The organism is Paenibacillus xylanexedens, assembly GCF_007680605.1.
GTDB lineage: Bacteria > Bacillota > Bacilli > Paenibacillales > Paenibacillaceae > Paenibacillus > Paenibacillus xylanexedens_B.
Genome location: NZ_VEIO01000001.1, coordinates 990,598 through 1,010,858, shown reverse-complemented (window position 1 = coordinate 1,010,858; position 20,261 = coordinate 990,598). Strand labels below are relative to the sequence as shown.

Sequence of the window (20,261 nt, the reverse complement as noted above, 5' to 3'; positions counted from 1 at the left end):
TTTATTGCATACGATTCAACGTTTAATGTCCTGTAATTGCAACTTTCCTCTTACGCCGTAACCTTCATGTACAAATTCCTCTCCTCGAACAAGCAAAGGTTTGTTCATTCCCCACTGAACGGAACCGTATATCGGATCGGTCAGGCTGAGCGTCAGAGAATTACGATCAAATTGCGGGCTGGAGGAACGAATTTGATCTATAAATTGGCTGAATGATCCGAATTGCGATTCATTTCCTGCTCTGATAATCCATGCGTTACGTAATCCAGGAGAAACAAGCTCACGCTCTCTTGTCACTCCGTTCTTCTCCATGCTCGTCCCATTCGCTGCGTATAGAGCCACATACCCTTTATTCAGACAGCCAAAATACCAATTCTCATGTTTCTCCCATGTTGTGAAAAATGACGTAGGAAAATAAGCATGTGTCCAATCCGAAGTATGCGTTGCCGGAATGTCAAACATCATCAAAGCGATTGCTTCATGCTGAACAACGTCAGGCAAAATGCCGTTTCCGGCCCAAAAACAAGGTCGACCGTCTCCATGCTTGTATATCTCTGCGGGATGATTCACCCATACCTGCGCCTCTGGCGACAGGGACAGATGGTTGACATGCTCCTGATAACCTGGCTTGCCTGGTCTAAAGTTTATAATGGAGGACAGGGCGTATGCTGCTGTTCGATAATGATAGAGTTTGGCATATCCTCCCTTGCCCTGCTGATTGGTAAACGTTAGTTGCTGATTTTCCTCAAGCAAGAGATGTTTCTGATACTCCGCAGGAGGCATGTAATCGGATAAACTCAAGGCCACATTGCTGATTGAATAATTGTTCACATGACCGACACCATAACCGATCCAGCACATAGACGTTGTTCCCGCGGCATAACTCCCCAGCAATTCTTTCTCGTAGCTACGGCCAAACGTGGTTGACATCACCCCTTGATGCATCTGAATCGTAATATAATAAAATAACAAATCCATTGCTTTTTTCGCTTGCTCTCTAAGTTGTTCATTCTGAGCAAACTCGTAAATATGCAAGAGTCCAACGGCATCAATGGGAATGTACGCACTGGAATTCCATTCAGCCAATCCTTCTTCCATAAAGCGTTCAAACCATAAAGCAAGTCTCTTCTCTGCCTTCTGACGATGAACTTCGCCGTTTTCCCCACTGTTGCTGAACATTTCGTCCCCGAACAGTTGTCCGGCTAACAGCTCGTTTGTATGGAACAACAAGGCATGATTCTCACTGAAAAACCACATCACATCATCGCCTGGTTCATCAATCCAGTAACGATAGTTCAGAATACTTGCTTTGACCCGATCCCAGAACGCTTCATTGAACAAACCGCTATTTCGTTCATCTCTCCACAGCCGGAAAAGTCCAACTAGATAAAAATCACTGCAATCCTTCCGTTGCTCGATGCCTTCTATGCCTTCCAGCAGCATGTTCTCCGCCTCTTGCACATTACCATTGGTTTTGAGCATGGCGATCGCTGTGTGAATGTTAGAGCTTCCCTTCCCTGCGATACATTGCAAAGCCAAAGATTTCCGTGCCTCCATATCCTTCGCTTGCTGAGCAGCCTCATCATAACGGGTATCGTAGGATTGGCAGCCAAACTTCTTCGTCAGAACTACGTTCGAAACGGAGATCGTCAGCGTGAAATATACGTAATGATGTCCAATTTCATTGGTATGCCCTAGAATCAGATCGGTTGACTTCTCGGCGATCTGTACCGTCTTATTTTCGGTGCCATCGAAGAAATTGCCATACTGGATATGCATTTCTCTGACGATATCTGGCAAGGGAAGCGGAAGCTTAAGTCTAATCTGTTCGCCTCTGAAAATATCAGAAGGAAAATAGGCTTGTTCCAAGGCACGTTCTGCAGCTTGCACAGGCTCTACCAAATGAGATGCTATAGGCAGCGAAATATGCAATTCCTCTTTTCCAAGATATTCTACTGCGAATGCATACATCGTATCCCGTTCAGCCAAATCCTCCCAGCAGGCATAAATCTCATTCATTCCGGCGAGTAGTTCGGCTTGAATAATGACCTCCTGCTCCTTGTTACGAATAAGCGGTGCAAAGTCCGTTACCTGTTCTCCGTTAATCCACAGGGTCAAGCTTCCGTATGTTTTAATCCGGAATGAGGCCGTATGAGCGATTGGAGATACGAGGCGTGTCGCCGCATAACTGCGAAGATGGGTAGGCACAAACCAGAAACCTGATTTCTCTACTCGTGGATTACCCCAGGGAGAATAGATCTCCCATGGCATCCCATCCTGCTCTCCGCGAAATGGATCTCCGGGACCCGGAAACTCACTCCATTGATCGAAAAACCGGGATAAGGGCTGTGATCTTCTATTTTCAACAAATTCCTGCCTGCACGGGTTTTCGTGAATGGCAAATCCATCGATTAGCCAATCATTAATATCTCCCTCCATCGTTGTTGGAACAAAGGTAACAGGCTTCGTATATATACCACTGATCAACCAATGATTGATCACTTGATTTTCGCCTAATTTCATCGGCTTGTAATTCAACGTATCCGTCCCGCCCTGGGTGGATTCTACCATTTAACTCATCCTTTCATGCCTGAAGTAATCATACCGCTGACAAAATAACGCTGGAAAACCATAAAAACAATCAGTACCGGAAGCATCGTGATGACAGACATCGCAAGCAGGCTTCCCCAATCGACGTTGTATTCCCCAATAAAATTAGAGAGCGCCAGCTGGATCGTATATTTGGATGGATCACTAATTGCGATTAACGGCCATACAAAATCATCCCATCTCCACATGAAGGAAAAAATTGCAAGCACAGCGAGGATCGGCTTGGCTATGGGAAGAATAATGCTCCAGTAAATTTTCCATTCCCCTGCTCCATCCATACGAGCCGCTTCAAGCAGCTCGTCCGGCACGGTCAGCAAATATTGCCGCATAAGGAACACCCCTGTCGGCGTTGCTGCAGGCGGAATGATGATCGCAAGCAGGGTGTTATATAAACCAAGTGCACTCAGCACTTTGAAGATCGGGATCATAATGACCTCAATCGGGATCATAAGTGTTGAGATAAAAGCAATGAGTATAATGGAGCTTCCGCGGAAGCGATACTTTGCGAGTGCAAAACCTGCCATGGAATTGATCAGTAACAACAGCAGCGTCGAAGATATCGTGACGATCGTGCTATTCATAAAATACAAGCCAAAATCGCCTTTTTTGAATGCCGCCGTGAAATGTTCAAAGGTCACTGGATCTGGCCACAATTTGGGAGGAAAGCTGTATAGATCGCTATTGGTTTTCAGCGCAGAGATCACAACCCATAGTACAGGCAGGAGCCATAACACTGCGGCCACACTCAATATACTGTAGATTGCAATTTTGGCCATAGGTTTCGTCACCATCAGACAGCTCCTCCTTTCGATAAGCGGAATTGAAGTGCCGAGAAACCGCCAATAAGTATAAACAAAATAACGGACATGGCACTGGCAAGACCTAATTCCTGCCTGTTAAAGCCAATTTCGTAAATGTATTGAACAACATACGTCGTTTCTTTCCCCGGGCCACCGCCTGTAAGCGCAAACATAAGTGGAAAAGCTTTAAACGCATCAATGAGACAAAGCATGACCACTAGTAGACTTGTTGGCTTCAATAGCGGCAGGGTAATATAACGAAACACTTTGGTGCCCGTTGCTCCATCCAAGCGTGCAGCCTCATAATAATCTGTAGGTATGGCCTGCAAGCCCGCGATAAAAATGACCATGAAAAAGCCCGCCCGTGACCATACTGTTGCTATAATTACAGCCGTGTTGGCCCAGAAAGATGAGGTCAGAAAGCCAATCGGTTCGGCACCTGCCATCGTAAGCAAATGATTCAGAATGCCAAACGAATCTCCGAAAATCCATTTCCAGGTCAAACCTACGATGATAAAAGAGATCATGGTTGGCCAGTAAAATATGGCTCTGAATAAGCCGCGCATTCGAATCTCGCGAGCAAGTAACAAAGCAATACCTAATGCTGCCGCATATATTAGCGGTACAACAATGACGGCGTAGACGCCTGTTCGGCCGATGGTTGACCAGAATTCCCCATCTGTCATGATCTTGATATAATTGTCCAGACCGTTGAACTTCATCGGATTCAGTCCATCGTAAACATGGAAAGAATAATACAATCCCAACAAAGAGGGAAAAACGATGAAAATACCAAAGATCAGGAGGTTGGGGAGTATGAACAGATACGGAGCGATGAGAAGCTTCCTGTTCTGTTTTGCCAAGGTTTTCGGATTGGATCGTTGTGTTTCGCTCATCTGTGTGCTCCTTCCTTCCTATAAATACATGGAAAGGGGGCCTGACAGGAATCGCTAAGCCCCCGTTGTGATGACCACGTAACTTTAGGTCACGCTTTGGTGTTATTGACTGGCAATCGCTTCATTAATCTTCTTGGCCATAATGTCCAAGGCCTGTTGCGGGGTTGCTTTGTCGGATAATACGTCCATAATATTATTTTTCAAGTCCGTTGAAATTTTGGAGATCAGCGTTTGTCTGGACCAGTCATTCGCTGCAAGAGGCGAACTGTTTTTCAGTTCATCGGAGAATATTTCAAACATCTCCTTGCCAAATTCATAATTCAGTGTGGAACTGTCCTTCCTCGGACTCATGAACAAGGACTCCTGATTATATTTGGAATTCACTTCTTTCGACGTTAAATATTCAATAAACTTGGCAGCTTCCTCTTCCTGCCCGCTTCCCTTAAAGGCCATAAGGAACTTCCCTCCGGGTACGGAAGAACGCTGCGTACCTTTTGGCATGTAGGTGACACCCCATTCGAAGTCGGTAATATCCTTATAATTGCTAATCATCCAGTTGCCAGCCCAGTGAGCCGCTACCGTACCGGAACGGAACAAGTTGTTCGGATTCTCTCCACCGAGCCATACCGATTCAGGCATGATTCCCTCTTGATGAAGCTGTTTGAACATCTCCATAGAACGGATTCCAGCTTCACTGTTAATGGCTGCCGCACTGCCATCCTCGGTCAAGATACTTCCGCCATTCTGGTACAACAATGTTGACCACCGATGCGGCGTAACATCCCAAACCATGCCGTATCGTGCTCCGCCTTTGTCCATTACCTGCTTTAATGCAGCAATATATTCATCCCAGGTCCATACGTCATCTGGAGAAGTTGGCACCTTGACACCGGCTTTATCAAACAAGGTTTTGTTATAAATCAATCCATTCGCAGTGACATCCATCGGCGCGGCTACCAGTTTGTTGTCCATAACATAATAAGGTTTAAGGGAATCGATAAATTGATCCTCGAATTGTTCCGCATTTCCTACATAAGGAGTAAGATCAACAGCTTGGTTCGCAAAAGACCCCGTATCCGTAACCCGGCTCAATGCTGGCGGTTTTCCTCCAGATAACATCGTTTTCAACTTCGTTTGGATATCCTTGAAGCCAACTTCAATCAGATTGATTTTAACGTTGGTATTGCTTTGCTCGTATTCTTTAATGATTTCTTTGATGACTTCTCCTTCTTTCCCGTCAGAGAACCATAAGAAATCCAGAGACTTCTGTTTCCCACTAGCGTTGTTACCCGTATCACCACAGGCAGTCAGCATGATGAGCACCGCGATCATCAGAACACTGATGCTCATTTTAAACCATGTTTTGTTTGTCATCTCAACATCTCCTCAAGAAGAATTAATGGTGTTTTACTGCGTTAAGCAATTCGTTTTTACGGAACAGCTGCGGTGATACACCTACATATTGTTTAAACGCCCTGCTGAAATACACAGGTGTATTAAAGCCAAGTGTCTCCGATATGGACAAAATCGGTGCATCGGTGGAGAGCAGCAGCTTTTTGGCCTCGGCTACCCTTTTGCGAATAACATAATTACTAATGGTATATCCCGTAGTCTCCTTGAAGGAGTGACAGATATAATATTTATTCAGATGTAACGTTTGGGAGAGTTCGTCCAGCGAAATATTCTCCGCATAATTCTGGTTTAAATAATGTAAAACCCGGCTCACACTGGACTGCTTCTGGGAAGAAATCAGAATCGGATCGACCGACTGTTCACTGGTCATTTTCCGATAAATTCGCAGCAGCAATTGCGTAAGAATTAGTTTGACCATCGTTTTACATCCCGTACTTCGGGTATCCATCTCCTCTTTGATCTCCTTAAATGTGGCTGTAATGTATTCACGCTCCTCGGGAGACCAGTGTACCAATAGCCCATTCGGATGACGAAATATGGACATGAGATTATCCAATTGACTAAGTTCGAGCATGTCCAATAGCAGAAGTTCCGTAAAATTAACAAAACTCCGCTTGTATACAATCTCCCTTGAAGGATTAATCCGATGGGGAACTCCGCCTCTGAAAATAAACATATCGCCAGGCTGCGGCTTGTATATTCGGTCACCGATCAAGAAGGTTGCATCCCCCTGAATAAAATAATGAATCTCATAACCGTTATGCGTATGCACAGGCCATTCATCCTGAAAATTATCAGCTACTGACCGCACATAAACTTCGTTCTCCTGCAATGCCATATTCGTCGGGGTGTGTATGGTTAACATCAATGAGGCTCTCCCTTCCCAGAATATCAATAGCAATATTGTTCAATAATTTAAAATGATAGCGCTTTACAATGAATTGTATCACAGTTTTTTCGATATAATCTAAACAATATTGCTGTATTGTTGATCACAATTGTTGCAAATGTTTTAAAAAATTTCACGCAACTTTATGCTGGAAATAAAAAAAACCGCTGTCCAGCCCTTGGGCTATAACGCGGTAAATACACGAAACTGCTAATACGTTTGCTCATTTTTTATACTCATTTTTCAGAATACTCATCACTAGACTGTCCCAATAAGTGCCGTTCTTATATATTTTCTTTCGATATCGCCCTTCTTCTTGAAATCCACACTTGAGATAACACTTATGAGCCGCCAGATTATACTCATATACCTCAAGTTCCAAGCGATTAAAATTGAGTTCTTCAAAAGCGAACCTCTGAAGAAGGCGAATGGCTTCGCTGCCATAACCTTTGCCTAAGCATTCTTTTCTTCCAATTACAATCGCTAATGAAGCAAATCGGTTTTTCCAATCTATTTTATACAAGTCAATCTGACCTATATACTCCAGCGATGCTGCATCCCCGATAACAAAACCTTTGTTTGCAGACGTTCCCTCAACCATCGTTTTGAAAAAGGATTCTGTCTAATAACTCGAATGAGGATATAGGAAATGATCTGATAAATTTGCGGTTATATCCGGATCATTGACCCAATTTTTCATATACTCCAGATCAGTATCCTGATACTCTCTGAGTACGATTCGTTCTCCATATATTCGAGCCATTTTCGTTACCTCCCGGTTTGTTTCCTGATCTTATCCTTCTTTATTAATTTATCAATAATCAGACCCAACCCTGTCCAAAAAAGCAGATGTAGTCCACAAATGAGAGGCTTAAACAAGTACGTTGTCTCCGGATTCATATTGATGTCTGTTAGCCAGCGGTTTAATAGTGGATTGAATGGATTCGTCAAATAAATTAAAATATTTTTATCATCATTACCGAACAGGTTGTTGAAACAGACCAGCAATGAGAAAAGGACTAACCAAAAGGTAAGCCGTTTGAATATGCTCATCTTCGTCTATACCTCCTCTCTTAACAAGTTATGCGCAGCGGACTCAATCCATCATTACGCAGAGAATAGTTATTAATCGCTCTTTGTGCCGAATGTCAAAGCTCGAACAACCTCACCGTCAATAAGTTCCTCACTGATCTGCTGGAAACCGAGAGATTCGTATAAGGCACCTGCAACGTGATTATCAGGTCTATGTCCAATCAGAATCCGTTTGCAGTTTAGTGTCTTTTGCATCCTATAAATCAAAGCCTGAAGTGCTTCTTTTCCGTATCCTCTGCCTTGATATTTGTTATCAATCATCAAAGCGGGCAACCAATAATCACCCTCGTCATGCTCTTGATCAGAATACACCGCAAAACCGACCAAATCTGAATCGTTGTAAATTGCCATAGGTTGAAAATCTGTGACAAACCTGGACTCAGCCAACCAGTATACAACTGGCGCAGGGAACGTTGATTTCTGTTCTTCACTTACCTGCAATTGAGTACAAGCAAACCAATCATCCATCGAAACCGCTCTCACCTGAATAGTCATTTAAAATTCCTCCTGATGGTTTTCTTTGTTTTTTAATGCACGTATTCAACTGGTTTCTCATACCGCATCACTCCTTTCACGTAGGTTTATGTACTTCAGTACTATTCATCTCGCTATTCATTTACAATAAAGTTTGTGTGCAGCGTCCATTCTAATCTTCGCAACCATTCCTTCTGTACATCCGGGTGGGCATTCTTGATGCGGTTCATAATCTGTAGTACTTTGGATGTGGCGTAAGTTCGGATTAAATCATGTGTTATTTGGATATTTGTATGTTCTGTATATGTACTTAAGAAGGCTCCTGACAGTTCCTTCGCCATATCAGGATAATGTAAATGCACAAACCAGACAACCCATGACACATCAAATAACGGATTCCCCCAGCCTGCCCACTCCCAATCCAAAATGAACAAAGTATCGTTACCTAACATTACATTATGAGGTCCATAATCCCCGTGAATCAGAGTTTGTTCCCCATGATCAGGAGTGCTTAATATTTCATTTGCCATGCTCTTGATTCCGTTGGGGATGAACTCAAGTCCATCTTCAGCAACAGCGGATTTCATGATAACAGGCAACTCTGTGTCTTTATTGTCTCGTTTGATGCAGTGCACCTCTCTGGCAAGGTATTTACCCAGTTGCCCATATATTCTCCTGCCTTGGTCAAGTCCATCTTGATCCAAAATCATCTGTGCATTTACGCCCGGAACATAGTCCAACATTACAAATAGCCATTCATCCTGCTCAAAAAAATCATACACTCGCGGAGTCACCCCAGAATGACTTAACAGCGCCAGTGCACTTATTTCTGTCTTTGCATCTGTGTTTTTCACATGATAAATTTTAGCAATTCTCTTCATATCAATTCCCTCAATTAATAGGGTCATATTCGTATAACCGCCAGTTAATTCGACGATTTTTACATTCGGTAATCGCTTTAACAAGATGTCATGTATCACTTCATGCATTCCTTCTTTCTTATTTCTATCAGGTACTATTCGCTAATGCGTACTCAAATCTGATCCCTGATCTTCACAAGAGTAGGAGTATGTTTAGTCAGTTCGGAAAACTCAAGAGATTGGTTAGCCGCCATTGCTTCCCGAACAGCTCCTATATCTTCCGACTTCCAGACCGAATAAATATATTTGGAAAAAGCATAGCCATTCAAGACGTACCCGCTATCTTTTAGCTGTCTGAACAATTTCACACTTTCTTCTGACTGTTCAATATCCGCTAGAATACAAGCCAGATTGTTTAGCGCAATATGAATATCTCTCTGTGAGTTTCGGCATGAGTTCACATCTTTCCAACTTCCGACAACTTCTTCTTTTTTTACTAGCTCTAAGGAAGTCCAATCCATGTTATCGATTAAATGCATCGTTTCATGCAAAAGTACATCTACTTCCCTTTCGTTTCTGGTGTGATACAGATAAGCTAGACGTTGTTTATTATATGTAATTCTAGCAAAAAGAAGATTGTCCCACTGCTTATCTTCATCTATAAGCTGTTTCATATGTTCTAGAACATATGGCATCTCGTTGTGTTTCTCTAATGCCCAGAACGTACTGCTTAAGGCCCGGTGGCTCTCAAAACGAACGGCGCGATTACAATCCAATCTTGGCGCATGATCACAAGCATATCGATACCAGTCAATCCAATGGTTGAAGTAATTCCCCAGAGACAACGACAAAGCCTGTGTGGAATCAGAGACGAACCAATGGTACTGTTCAGGGGGAAGAATCTGCTTCCCCCATTCGAAAAATGCCAAATGATTGGCATAAAGTGGCTCTGGCTCTCTTAATAGAGCATAACCATCTGAAATATTCCAGTATACCCAGCCTCGTTCATTCACAGCTAGTTCGCCGGATTGCTCGTATTTTTTCATTAAGTTAATCATACCCTGATGATCACGTTGAGCCACTGTCTCCTGAAAAGCTTGAACGATATTTTCCCTCATCCTCGTCCTCCTCCGTCCCTCATAGCCCTTACAATGGCTTCGTGCCGCAAGCGGTAATAAAGTTCATCATGGCATAGGCCTCTGGCGAATGATTTATAGCTTCGAAAGCTCGCTGTAACTGGGCAAACTCCTCCGGGCTAATGATACCCTTCTCAACAAAATGTACAAAACGCTGGAGATTGAATTGTTGCTTGAAACCCTCGATCCCGATGATGTCACTGTGTTGAACAACCGCATCAATATCAACATCAATGTATCCACTCTCTGAGAGGAGCCGCGGCAAACTTCTGCCAATTAACCGATTACCCCCATGTTGGGCCACATAGCCCGCGATTTTCATTAATACGGTATGCAACGCCGGTATATCCGGATTCACTGCCCCAAAAACACCATCATCAACATCAATAATGGCCAGCCGGCCACCAGGCTTGAGCACACGATAAATTTCTTGCGCAGCTTCGATCGGATTGTTCAGGTGAAGAAAAATCAGCCTAGCCACCACAAAATCGAATGAGTTATCCGGCAGATCCATCTGATAAATGGAAGATTCCACAAATTGCAGCCGCTCGGAAGAAACGTCCTTCAGCCGTTCTTTGGCTTGCGCTTGTAACGTACAATCGATCTCAAGCGAGGTAATCTCGCTGCCGGGTAGACTGTTCAGTAATTGTTCTGTGATGTAGCCTGGTCCGCTTCCGACCTCTAATACACGCATTCCATTTTTGAGCCCATACCACGACAGATTACGAAATTCCTTGAACCAACCCATGCCGGCTTGTATCTTTAACCTCTCTAATTCTTCTTCGAAACTTAATACTGCGGTTTGGATATTGTAAGTTGATCGCGGATCAGTCATATTTCTCCTCCTGCTCTTGATTGAAATGATAAACCTGCATTTTTACCCTTTTTTTCTTCCTAAAAAAAGAGCAACCTTATGATGTTTGTCTATTGTTCCACCTGCATCATCTATTGAACATTTGATTCTCTCCAAAAGCTCACTCCGAACATCTTCAGAAAGCTGCTGATGCTTGGAATTTGTATTTAAAAGTGCGACATATTCATCGCTCGAACAGGACTGTATCCAGTTGTATTCCTTCACCTTAATATCTGTGAACAAGCCGGAACGCTCCGTTATTTCTTTACGCTCCTGAATCACTTCATCGGGCGAAGGATACTGAGAATCATCCAAATGAGAGGCTAACGAAATGTAATGGGAACGAATTTCTTGATGCAGCTGATCGTCTCCCGGAACATGAATCGTCCAAAAAAGTCCAATGCATCCCTCATCCTCAAGCGATTCTGAGGCCCTGCGGTAACCAATTTCCGGAGCAATGAAGTGAAATGCAGTTCCTGAAACTAGCAACTTGAAAAGTTTTCCTTCAGCATTCCAATCCTCAAACGAAGTGTTGATGACTTGAATCGATGGATATGATTTGAATTTATCTGCGGTAAACTGTGCCAAGTTACTTCCCAGTTCAATACACGTAATGTTTGTGTAGCCCTTACTTACTAAACCTCCAGTAGCCTGCCCTGTTCCGCAACCAATTTCTAAAATAGAATCTTGCTTATGAAGCTTCGCGTATGTAAAAATATCATCAAACATGTCACTCGGATAAACAGGTCTGTACCGATCATACTCACTCGCTACGAGATTAAACGTTTCCTTGTTTTCCATTAATTCAGCCTCCCATTTTTCTAACTTTATTTACCATTTTCATTGGCTAAACTTACCATATCTTATTATTCTTGAATATATCCAAATAAACCTTTCAATAATGGAATGTTACTGTTTCTAGTTCATCAGTTAATATAATGGATCGGGGTGATTCGATGAAAAGTATCTTTGAAACAAAGCATGCGATTGAAATAACAGAGCGTATTAATCGACTCCGTGAAGAGTCCACACCTCAGTGGGGAACGATGCAGGTTTCTCAAATGTTAGCTCACTGTGTAGCTTTTCACGATATTTCTTTGGGTAATATTTTGCCGCCAAGAGGGTTGCTCGGAAGACTAATTGGACGGTTTGCCAAACCGATGTTTTACAATGAAAAACCTTTACCACAAAATATGTCGACCATACCAGACATCCTTATTGATAATGATCGAGTGTTTGAGACGGAGAAAGAAAAGCTGCAACAGCAGATTGCTAATTTTCAAGTAAACGGCTCTGATCAATGCTCCCGTTATGCTCATCCTTTTTTCGGAAAACTGACTGCTGAGCAATGGGGAAAAGGAATCTATAAACATCTGGACCATCATCTCAAACAATTTGGCGTTTAGCTGTTTGCGTTCTTCGATCTCCTCCTTCAGAAGCCTGCTTGACATTGATAACGGTTATCAATAATGTGAAAGTAATCATCATTGCTCTCCAAGCATGTTAAACACATTTGAAACGGGGCAGGTCTTGTGAACATAGACGTTAATCAGTTAGCAGAGCATTTTGCTTATACTCCTTTTCAAGTTAAAGGAATCTATCGATATACACAATTTCGCGGGGTGCCACACGCTGACTACACCGATTCTTATCCAGGATTTGTGTTTCCTCTCACAGGAAAGATACAATTTCAATTCAATGAAATGCCTTATATTCTTTCGCCAGGAAAGGTAGTACACGGTGGTGCCAAAATGAAACTGGCCAAGAAAACATTCCACAACTCCAATTGGGAATACATTCTTGTTTTATACGAGACATTTGGTTCGCAACTTGAAAAATCAAGCTTTTCCAATCAGCATTTTGAATTACCAACGGGACAATCTCCCCGCCTTAAAGAACTCATTCTGCAACTCTGGCAAGTATATAACCAGTGCGGAGGTCTTTCGAGGTTTCAAACTGAAATGTTATTTCGCGATATACTTAACGAAACCCTCCTGTCTGTTGCACAGCGACAAAATCAGCATGACTCTTCTGACTTGTTTGAGCAGATTTCCCACTATATTCATCAAAACTATCACTTAGATCATAACGTAGCATCACTTGCAGAACAATTTGGTGTTAATCGTAATCGGATCTCTTACGTCTTTAGAAGACATTCGGATATGGGGCCAGGTGAATATTTATCCAAATACCGTATTGAAAAAGCCAAAACGTTACTGCTTAAAAGCCAAGCCACGATACAACATATTGCCCAAGCTGTAGGTATCCAGGATGCCTATTATTTTAGCAGAGTATTTAAAAAACAGGTTGGTTGCTCTCCTGTTGCATATCGTCATCAATTCATCAATAATCCATTCTGATTTCAACAGGTATCTATTTTAGATGTCTAATGAAATTTATATACTTATAGACAAGATTAAAAAACATCTTTAATCAGGCAACAAACCCCTAGCTAATAAAAGGAGGAATTATGAACCAATATCAAATTATAAAACCAATGGAGGAGCTTACTACATTTACGGAGTATTGGTCTCCGAAATACATTGGTGAGATGAATGAATATCAATTCAAACTTGTTAAAATGATTGGTGAATACGAATGGCACGCTCATGAAGAAACAGATAAAGTATTTTTTGTGCTCAAAGGCGTAATGATCATTGATCTGCGTGATCGTCAAGTGAGAATTGCTAAAGGCGAAATGTTTATTGTTCCTAAAGGACTCGAAATCAAGCCCTCTGCCGAGAGTGAATGCCATATCATGCTGATGGAGCCTAAAGAACTTTAATTATGAATTAAAAGCCCATGACAAAATTTCAGCTTAATCACACATCTCTGCATGGTTCAAGCTTCATGATGTCATGGGCAATATCAAGATTAAACTCTTACTTCTCACTTTCCGCTTTCTGCGCACCGCCAGTGAGGGTCACAACCGATTTCCCCGGAACGTTTACGATAAAAGATTGCTCATCCTCCGCTGCGTTAACTCTCTCCTGGCAAACCAGATCCAGTTCCGCATTGGTTACGTAAGAATCCATTGTCGTAATTCGTTCATTTAACCCCAGCTCATGGAGGTGTAGTTGAATGCATTTGTCCTGTTTACCATGATTCACAAAAACGGCAGTCACGGTCTGCTCTCCTTCATGGACATAAGCAGAACCTAACAAACCGCTGTCGGCTTCCTCACCAAGCCCGGTCAAGTCGATTCGCTTCGCACCAGGCCGAATAAATCGGCTATAGTTACCGAGCACCCACAGCATTTTGGAAGTCAGAATATTTTGTTCATCGCCAGTTTCATTAAAATCTGTATAAATTAATCCATCTTTGTAGTCTACTTTGGAAACCGCTGTCCACCATTGCCAAGCTGCCGCATTCGCTTCTACCAGGTCAAAATGAATCGTTCTTGCCACATGAAGCGCAGGTTCGATGCCCAAATCACGTCCAGGACCATAATCCCCCAGAATACAATATTCCGTCACCCAGTACTTGCTCTCTTCATCGTAATGCTTCATATTAGCGTGCAGTAACTGCCTCAATCGGACCAACCGATCGTCTCCAGGATTACTGTAGTCAGACCAGTATGAATGGGAAGCCATTTTATTACCTATCGCTTCTTTCACCTCAGGATCACCAATCAAATCCTTTATGTATTCCCGATACTTCCCTGTGCCCAGCTTATTAGCACCGCTGGAATACGTTCCACTTCCCGCAAACTGACAATAGTATTCATCGTCCAAGAGCGACGTAATTTCCACACCGTCCGGTGCACTGATCCGTGTCTGTAGATCGGTCTGCTGTAACTGGCGGTACAACTCCAGAATCACTTGTTTCAGATCATCGTTATTATAACGATTCCCCTCCTGCCAAGACTGATTCCAGTCCCAAGTGGGCTCGTTGATCGGGCTGATATAGTCAAAAGCAAGTCCTTTTCCCTTGAAATACGATAAAATATCAATCAGATAAGACGCAAACTTTCCATTACAATCTGGTTTCAGATTCGTCGAACCTACTTCAAGATCAGGCTGGGCATGCCCATTTTTGGTCATCCATACCGGCGGGCTATTTACAAAAGCGATAAGTGTCCCCACGCCCCGGTCACGTGCGGCTTGAAGAAACCACTGTTGACCGGATTGTTTGCTCCAATCGTACTCATGCTCCTCTGATATTTTGAAAGCTTCGGCTCTTCTCCAGGGGTCCGGAATTCGATCCTGATCGGTTTCTGTTGAACCTGCGCCTATATTAAAACGCCATGCGGACAACCCGATGCCACGCTCCCTGGAAAATAACAGATCGGCGATTTGTTCCTTGTTTTCCTCGCTCCAATGCTTCCCTAGCGGTTCCATCGACCACGCATCCGACGCGCCAAAATTGTCAATGCTTTGATAAGATTTTTCCCCATTAATTATGACTTCTGCATCCAGCATGTCTTTTGTTCTCGGGTTATCTCGTTGCATCTCTCATCCTCCTCTTCCTGATCTATCTTTGCAGGTCTTTGCACCATACACTGTTAAATGGCTATGGGTTAGAGACTGCCTTCGATGTAGGCAGCCTCTTAACGTTTTACAAATGCAGCATCCTTCTCCGGTCATGAAGGACTTATTCCCCTTCTGTTCACCACTCTGGTTCCTTTTATCCTACAAGACCGGAACGTTCCACACTCTCCACGAAATGACGCTGAACGAACAGATAGATGATAATCAGCGGCAAAATGGCCATCAGTACACTGGTATTCATCATCATGGACATGAAAAACGGATCTTGGGTATAGGATGCCGCGGCCTGACCTCCGCCTGTTAGATACGTTGCAATCGTAAAACCAGAGGACGACATCATCGATGACATGACTTTAGGTTCATTCAGATACATATTGGTAAAGAAAGAGTCATTCCATTGCCATACAAACGAGAACAACATGACCGTAACCATCGAAGGTATCGCATTAGGCAAAATAATACGCCAAAACGTTTTGAAATATCCTGCACCATCCACGTAGGCAGCCTCTTCGATCTCACGCGGAATGCCTCTGAAGAACTGGCGGAAAATATAGACGTACAGACCTGTTTTCACACCCATACCGAGTGCTGCCGAGATCAGAAACGGCCAGTATGTGTTGATCAGATTAGCAGGACTGCCACGAAATAGCTCGATTAAACCCATCACATCAAAGTTCTTGAAATTCAGATAGAGCGGAATCATGATCGTCTGTGTAGGTACCAGGATGGTAAAAATTACGGCAGCAAACAACAAACCACTGCCTTTGAACTTGATTCTTGCAAACCCATAACCGGCTAGCACACAGGTTATCGTCTGCAGAAGCATCACCGCAGAGGATAACCATAAGGTGTTCATCAACACGCCGGGATAGTTCATTGCCGTAAAGACCAGTTTAAAGTTTTCGAGCGTAAACGTACGCGGAATCCAGATCACCGTTGGGTCATACAGATCGGACATGCTTTTAAAGGATATCGATATTTTCAATAAAATCGGATATAGAATGACAAATGAAATGCCAAAGATCAAGACAAACCGAACCAGAATCCACGCCCACTTCTTGATCGCTTCAAACCAGTAGGCCGTGGAACCCAGGCGATGCAGCCATTCCTTTTTCGCTGGCGGTTGCCCTGCTGCGGTTTCTGTCTTCATGTCAGGCCTCCTTCAGAATACTAGTTTTGATAAAAGACCTTGCGGGATACCAGGGCGGTCGTTACCCACAGGATCAGTGCAATCACGGCAAAATACATCCAGGACATTGCCGCACTGAGCCCGAAGTTAAAGCTTTTGAAGGCCGTATCCACCACAAGCCGGCTCGTCTGATCACTAATGAAGCTATCCACGATGGTATACACCAGATTCGTCAGAATCAGCGGGCTCAGCATCGGGAACGTAATTTTCCAAAAGGCTTCATAGCCCGTAGATCCTTCGATTTTGGCTGCTTCATACAGCGATGGAGAAATCGACTGCAATCCCGCAAGGAAAATCAAAATCTGAACGCCTGATTGACTGACAATCTCGTAAATCCGGCTAACCGCACCTGTCAAATATTCAACCAGAATCGGACTCATGCCTGATTCAAGGAGCATGATCGTCAGATCCAGATTTTTCATTACAGATAGCCCGCCGCCCGTCATGTCGTTGGCACTACGTACAACGGATTGCATCAAATCCCCGTTTTCGATACTTGCAATAATACCCGAAGCCAGAATAACCGGAAGGAAAAAAATCGCTCTCGCCAGCACTCTTCCATGAAACTTCTGATTCAAAATCACCGCAAAAAACAGGCTGAAAATAATAATTAAAGGTGTATTCACGACAATATTGGTTACAGATTCCGTCAGCATCCTCACATAGGATTCATGAGAGAATAACGCTTCACGGAAATTCGCCAAACCGATAAACTCCAGCGTAAACCCTTCATTAGATACCTGCAGATTGCTCAGACTGTATCGGAACGAAGAGATCAGCGGCACCATGAAAAGTAACAGGAAACCGATGAACCAAGGCAGGATGAAATACAAACCGTAATATCTGTTTTTTTGCTCCAGGGATAATTTCTTAAGTTTCATTCCGGCATGTCACCTCCTACCCAGTAGCTCTTCGCTGCCACACGTGTGCCATTCCACTCCACAGCAGCATCGTTGTAATTCACAATGACCGTTTTACCTTTTTCGTAAGTCGTTTGATAAACACCCTTACTCAGCTTCTCATGTCTAACAATCGTTTGATTCTGTACATCTTGCAACACATTCCTAAGTTCCTTGTATCGCTCTGCTGATTCCTCGATCCAGCGTCGATAATCGGCCGAATATAACGCGTCAAAGCTCGTCAGTTTGATCGCAGATGGATCTGCGTAGAACCACGTGTAATACGGTGCCGATCCGGTTTCAATCGCCCGCAGCATCTGTACATGGGAATCCTGATCATCCGCCATATTCCATGCCTGGCCTGTGTACTGTACATAGCCGTGATAGACCAGTTGGAAAAAGGGAACCGCTTCATCGGTAATGTTAAACCCGCTGTTGCTAACAGGTGCATCCACGATATGTCTGGCATAGGGGCTTGCGTAACTATTGCCGCCTTCTACAAGAAGCGATGCATCCGAGCTGCGCACCTGCTCAAGCTGCTTTATCACAACCTCTTTGGCCTGCTCGCGATTGATCACATTAGCGCGGTTAAAATCGGAATTCAGCTGGTCGCCTAAATCTCGAAGCGACAGACCTGTAAGTCCTGTTTCCTTATAATCTTGCATAAATCCGCTCACAATGCCCGGCACCGCTTCCGGACTCAGGACATAGCCCGGAGAGGCTTCATCATCCCGTGTAAAGGAGGAGATATAGTACGGGAATAACTGCGCAAGTTTACCTGTAATTTGGCGAGAAGCATACGATTTTTTGAATCCCTTTGCTTCCGGGAACGCCTCTAGGAAGGATACGTCCGGGTATAATCCAAAACCATTCTCTTGTGTATAGGCCTGTAGGCTTTGCAAACCTTTAGCGCCACCAAGCTTTTTATCCACATCGATGGACTTCGGCATATCATGATGCAGACCGCCGTTAAACCACCCCGAGTACCGAAGCTGGATATCCTCCACACCAAGGCTTTGCATTTCTTTTAAAATATCCTGTGCCTCTTCGAACGTGGTAAGCGACTCGTAAGCATTATACGGGATGCCGAGGAAAAACTTTTTCTTCGGGATACCGCCGATTAATTCCACGTAAAAAGGGAGTTCCGTATCATCACCTAAACGGGTGAGTTTCTTTTGCTCCGTCAAATAATCCCGATAAGTCGAGGCCATACCGGAATAGCTCGCATCATCTGCGCTCAAAAATTCATAGATAACGGACATTTCATTATGAAAAGGCTGTGCCTGAAACCGTTTGACTGTGCTGGAACGCCAGCCGTTCGTCAGGGTAACCTCTTCCATACTGCTAAGCGAAAAACTGGAATGCACCGTATTGTACTGGTTCAATCTGCCGCTGACATCCGCTTCAACAGACGCAACCGCATCACCTTTATCAATGATTGCAAGGTAGCCTTTGTCTCCGTAACTCATGCCAAACACCGGCATCCTGGCCTTCTGTTCCTTCTGGATCTGGGAGAGCTGATTTACAGCATGATCACTTCCATACAGAGCCGTACTATATGGGGATACCGTCGTTTTTTTATTATTAAAATAAATCAGGGAACCCGATCCGTCTGGCACCAGACTGTATCCTTTATCTTTTGGACCGCTCGCTCCAAAAAACGGCAGCAGGGACAAGGATTGAATTTTCATCGTATCCGGATACTGGATTCCATTTTCCGGAATGGATACACGCAGATGTCCTTGCTCCAGTCGATAGTGGACAGGCACAATGACACTTGCGCTCCCGCTTTCCTCTTCACCATAGGCCGCTTTGTCTATGGCAATCTGTGCCTCATCATAGCCGACAGACTCGAAAATTCGGGTTACTTTGGACAAACCTACGCCTTTAAGAGATGAATCCCGTCTTTCGTAACGTTTGTTCTGCTCATCATACTTAAAGCGCTTCTCAATTTCTTTCTGGTCTTTTTCTTCCAGTTTCCCGAGAATCAACGTGTTAAAGCGTTCCTCGCTAATATATTTAGGGATGGCTTCAATATCACTTTTGACTTCACCCAGCGTGTATACAACGTTGAAACCGTCCTCTACTTTTTCAACTTCAAACTGACCATTCTCTACACTGTGCGTAAAATTATCGTATTTGAGCGCATTGCCCGTATTGTCGTAATACGTCAATTCAAATTGCACATTCAGCTGGGATTTGTTATAACCGGTCGCTATGGTGTCCGCTTCCCGATCCTGCGGATTAGAAAACCACATCGCACCATTCTTCAGATCCTTGACCGCAATCTCTGTCGTTTCCGGCTTTAGATACAGGATCAAGCCATCCTTTTCTGCAACAGCTTCCATTCCCTCAGGAACAGCCACTGCTTCATTATTCTGTTGTTCTGCAGATGCTGTTTTCAGTTCAGAGCTGGTAGTAGTGGATTGCTCTTTTCCCACACGTTCAGAATCCGCCGCCTCAGACTTTTGTTCTGTTGAAGTTTGTTGTGTTTTAGAAGACTCAGAAGCCGTACTCTGATCCACCTCTTGTGAATCACCTGATGTAGTCGCTACTCGTTCCGTTACCGACTCCGCATAGTTGATATTTTGAGCCAAGATCAAGCTTGCAATGAGGATGACCGCTGCAAACGCAGTACGCTTTTTTCTCATATCACGCAC

General features: G+C 43.7%; 18 protein-coding genes and 1 pseudogene. 3 read left to right on the top strand and 16 right to left on the bottom strand.

The features are described from left to right. Positions 1–15 precede the first annotated feature (15 nt). The 12 genes and pseudogenes from FS818_RS04685 to FS818_RS04635 form a co-directional block, all read right to left on the bottom strand. Positions 16–2,571, bottom strand: coding sequence for a hypothetical protein (locus FS818_RS04685; protein ID WP_145330052.1), 2,556 nt, complete (start codon positions 2,569–2,571; stop codon positions 16–18). Positions 2,572–2,576: 5 nt separating this feature from the next. Next, positions 2,577–3,401 (bottom strand): carbohydrate ABC transporter permease, encoded by an 825-nt coding sequence (locus FS818_RS04680; RefSeq protein ID WP_145330050.1) that lies wholly within the window; start codon positions 3,399–3,401, stop codon positions 2,577–2,579. Continuing rightward, positions 3,401–4,306 (bottom strand): carbohydrate ABC transporter permease, encoded by a 906-nt coding sequence (locus tag FS818_RS04675; RefSeq protein WP_145330048.1) that lies wholly within the window; start codon positions 4,304–4,306, stop codon positions 3,401–3,403. The genes FS818_RS04680 and FS818_RS04675 overlap by 1 nt, the downstream gene beginning before the upstream one ends. 102 nt (positions 4,307–4,408) lie before the next feature. Beyond that, entirely contained in the window at positions 4,409–5,680 is a 1,272-nt protein-coding gene (locus tag FS818_RS04670) for an ABC transporter substrate-binding protein (protein ID WP_145330046.1), read from the bottom strand. A 22-nt stretch (positions 5,681–5,702) separates the two neighbouring features. Next, a complete protein-coding gene (locus tag FS818_RS04665) occupies positions 5,703–6,584 on the bottom strand; it encodes an AraC family transcriptional regulator (RefSeq protein WP_145330044.1) in 882 nt (293 codons plus the stop codon). A 247-nt stretch (positions 6,585–6,831) separates the two neighbouring features. Beyond that, positions 6,832–7,212: pseudogene (locus FS818_RS04660) on the bottom strand (GNAT family N-acetyltransferase); the annotation flags it as partial. Positions 7,213–7,230: 18 nt separating this feature from the next. Further along, entirely contained in the window at positions 7,231–7,371 is a 141-nt protein-coding gene (locus FS818_RS29475) for a hypothetical protein (protein WP_313960457.1), read from the bottom strand. A gap of 362 nt (positions 7,372–7,733) precedes the next feature. Continuing rightward, positions 7,734–8,195 carry a GNAT family N-acetyltransferase gene (locus FS818_RS04655; protein ID WP_145330042.1) on the bottom strand — a complete coding sequence of 154 codons (462 nt, stop codon included), beginning with the start codon at positions 8,193–8,195 and terminating at the stop codon, positions 7,734–7,736. Positions 8,196–8,308: 113 nt separating this feature from the next. Further along, positions 8,309–9,139, bottom strand: a complete 831-nt coding sequence (locus FS818_RS04650) for a phosphotransferase family protein (RefSeq protein WP_186375407.1) — start codon at positions 9,137–9,139, stop codon at positions 8,309–8,311. Positions 9,140–9,207: 68 nt separating this feature from the next. Continuing rightward, complete coding sequence (locus FS818_RS04645; protein WP_145330038.1) at positions 9,208–10,152, bottom strand: hypothetical protein; 945 nt, start codon at positions 10,150–10,152, stop codon at positions 9,208–9,210. 28 nt (positions 10,153–10,180) lie between these two features. After that, positions 10,181–11,005, bottom strand: a complete 825-nt coding sequence (locus tag FS818_RS04640; RefSeq protein ID WP_145330036.1) for a methyltransferase domain-containing protein — start codon at positions 11,003–11,005, stop codon at positions 10,181–10,183. Positions 11,006–11,047: 42 nt separating this feature from the next. Then, complete coding sequence (locus FS818_RS04635) at positions 11,048–11,824, bottom strand: rRNA adenine N-6-methyltransferase family protein (RefSeq protein ID WP_145330034.1); 777 nt, start codon at positions 11,822–11,824, stop codon at positions 11,048–11,050. Positions 11,825–11,979: 155 nt separating this feature from the next. On the opposite strand from FS818_RS04635, the gene FS818_RS04630 reads away from it, so the two are divergent. The 3 genes from FS818_RS04630 (at position 11,980) to FS818_RS04620 (ending at position 13,808) form a co-directional block, all read left to right on the top strand. Next, positions 11,980–12,429 carry a DUF1569 domain-containing protein gene (locus FS818_RS04630; protein ID WP_145330032.1) on the top strand — a complete coding sequence of 150 codons (450 nt, stop codon included), beginning with the start codon at positions 11,980–11,982 and terminating at the stop codon, positions 12,427–12,429. A 126-nt stretch (positions 12,430–12,555) separates the two neighbouring features. Further along, on the top strand, positions 12,556–13,383 hold the full coding sequence (locus FS818_RS04625) for a helix-turn-helix domain-containing protein (protein WP_145330030.1): 828 nt from the start codon (positions 12,556–12,558) through the stop codon (positions 13,381–13,383). A gap of 110 nt (positions 13,384–13,493) precedes the next feature. Further along, a complete protein-coding gene (locus tag FS818_RS04620) occupies positions 13,494–13,808 on the top strand; it encodes a cupin domain-containing protein (RefSeq protein ID WP_145330028.1) in 315 nt (104 codons plus the stop codon). A gap of 97 nt (positions 13,809–13,905) precedes the next feature. Here FS818_RS04620 and FS818_RS04615 read toward each other — a convergent pair whose 3' ends face one another. The 4 genes from FS818_RS04615 to FS818_RS04600 all read right to left on the bottom strand — a co-directional run bounded on the left by FS818_RS04615 (position 13,906) and on the right by FS818_RS04600 (position 20,252). After that, positions 13,906–15,474, bottom strand: coding sequence for a glycoside hydrolase (locus tag FS818_RS04615; protein ID WP_145330026.1), 1,569 nt, complete (start codon positions 15,472–15,474; stop codon positions 13,906–13,908). 175 nt (positions 15,475–15,649) lie between these two features. Continuing rightward, a complete protein-coding gene (locus tag FS818_RS04610) occupies positions 15,650–16,663 on the bottom strand; it encodes a carbohydrate ABC transporter permease (RefSeq protein ID WP_145330024.1) in 1,014 nt (337 codons plus the stop codon). Positions 16,664–16,683: 20 nt separating this feature from the next. Then, positions 16,684–17,583 (bottom strand): carbohydrate ABC transporter permease, encoded by a 900-nt coding sequence (locus FS818_RS04605; protein ID WP_145330022.1) that lies wholly within the window; start codon positions 17,581–17,583, stop codon positions 16,684–16,686. Continuing rightward, complete coding sequence (locus tag FS818_RS04600; protein WP_145330020.1) at positions 17,580–20,252, bottom strand: DUF5696 domain-containing protein; 2,673 nt, start codon at positions 20,250–20,252, stop codon at positions 17,580–17,582. Before FS818_RS04600 ends, FS818_RS04605 begins: the two co-directional genes overlap by 4 nt. Positions 20,253–20,261: the final 9 nt, after the last annotated feature.

Coding starts and splice junctions, on each gene's coding strand:
- FS818_RS04600 (WP_145330020.1), bottom strand. CDS start 20,252: ATGAGAAAAAAGCGTACTGCGTTTGCAGCGGTCATCCTCATTGCAAGC.
- FS818_RS04665 (WP_145330044.1), bottom strand. CDS start 6,584: ATGTTAACCATACACACCCCGACGAATATGGCATTGCAGGAGAACGAA.
- FS818_RS04620 (WP_145330028.1), top strand. CDS start 13,494: ATGAACCAATATCAAATTATAAAACCAATGGAGGAGCTTACTACATTT.
- FS818_RS29475 (WP_313960457.1), bottom strand. CDS start 7,371: ATGGCTCGAATATATGGAGAACGAATCGTACTCAGAGAGTATCAGGAT.
- FS818_RS04675 (WP_145330048.1), bottom strand. CDS start 4,306: ATGAGCGAAACACAACGATCCAATCCGAAAACCTTGGCAAAACAGAAC.
- FS818_RS04655 (WP_145330042.1), bottom strand. CDS start 8,195: ATGACTATTCAGGTGAGAGCGGTTTCGATGGATGATTGGTTTGCTTGT.
- FS818_RS04635 (WP_145330034.1), bottom strand. CDS start 11,824: ATGGAAAACAAGGAAACGTTTAATCTCGTAGCGAGTGAGTATGATCGG.
- FS818_RS04670 (WP_145330046.1), bottom strand. CDS start 5,680: ATGACAAACAAAACATGGTTTAAAATGAGCATCAGTGTTCTGATGATC.
- FS818_RS04630 (WP_145330032.1), top strand. CDS start 11,980: ATGAAAAGTATCTTTGAAACAAAGCATGCGATTGAAATAACAGAGCGT.
- FS818_RS04605 (WP_145330022.1), bottom strand. CDS start 17,583: ATGAAACTTAAGAAATTATCCCTGGAGCAAAAAAACAGATATTACGGT.
- FS818_RS04680 (WP_145330050.1), bottom strand. CDS start 3,401: ATGGTGACGAAACCTATGGCCAAAATTGCAATCTACAGTATATTGAGT.
- FS818_RS04645 (WP_145330038.1), bottom strand. CDS start 10,152: ATGAGGGAAAATATCGTTCAAGCTTTTCAGGAGACAGTGGCTCAACGT.
- FS818_RS04615 (WP_145330026.1), bottom strand. CDS start 15,474: ATGCAACGAGATAACCCGAGAACAAAAGACATGCTGGATGCAGAAGTC.
- FS818_RS04610 (WP_145330024.1), bottom strand. CDS start 16,663: ATGAAGACAGAAACCGCAGCAGGGCAACCGCCAGCGAAAAAGGAATGG.
- FS818_RS04640 (WP_145330036.1), bottom strand. CDS start 11,005: ATGACTGATCCGCGATCAACTTACAATATCCAAACCGCAGTATTAAGT.
- FS818_RS04685 (WP_145330052.1), bottom strand. CDS start 2,571: ATGGTAGAATCCACCCAGGGCGGGACGGATACGTTGAATTACAAGCCG.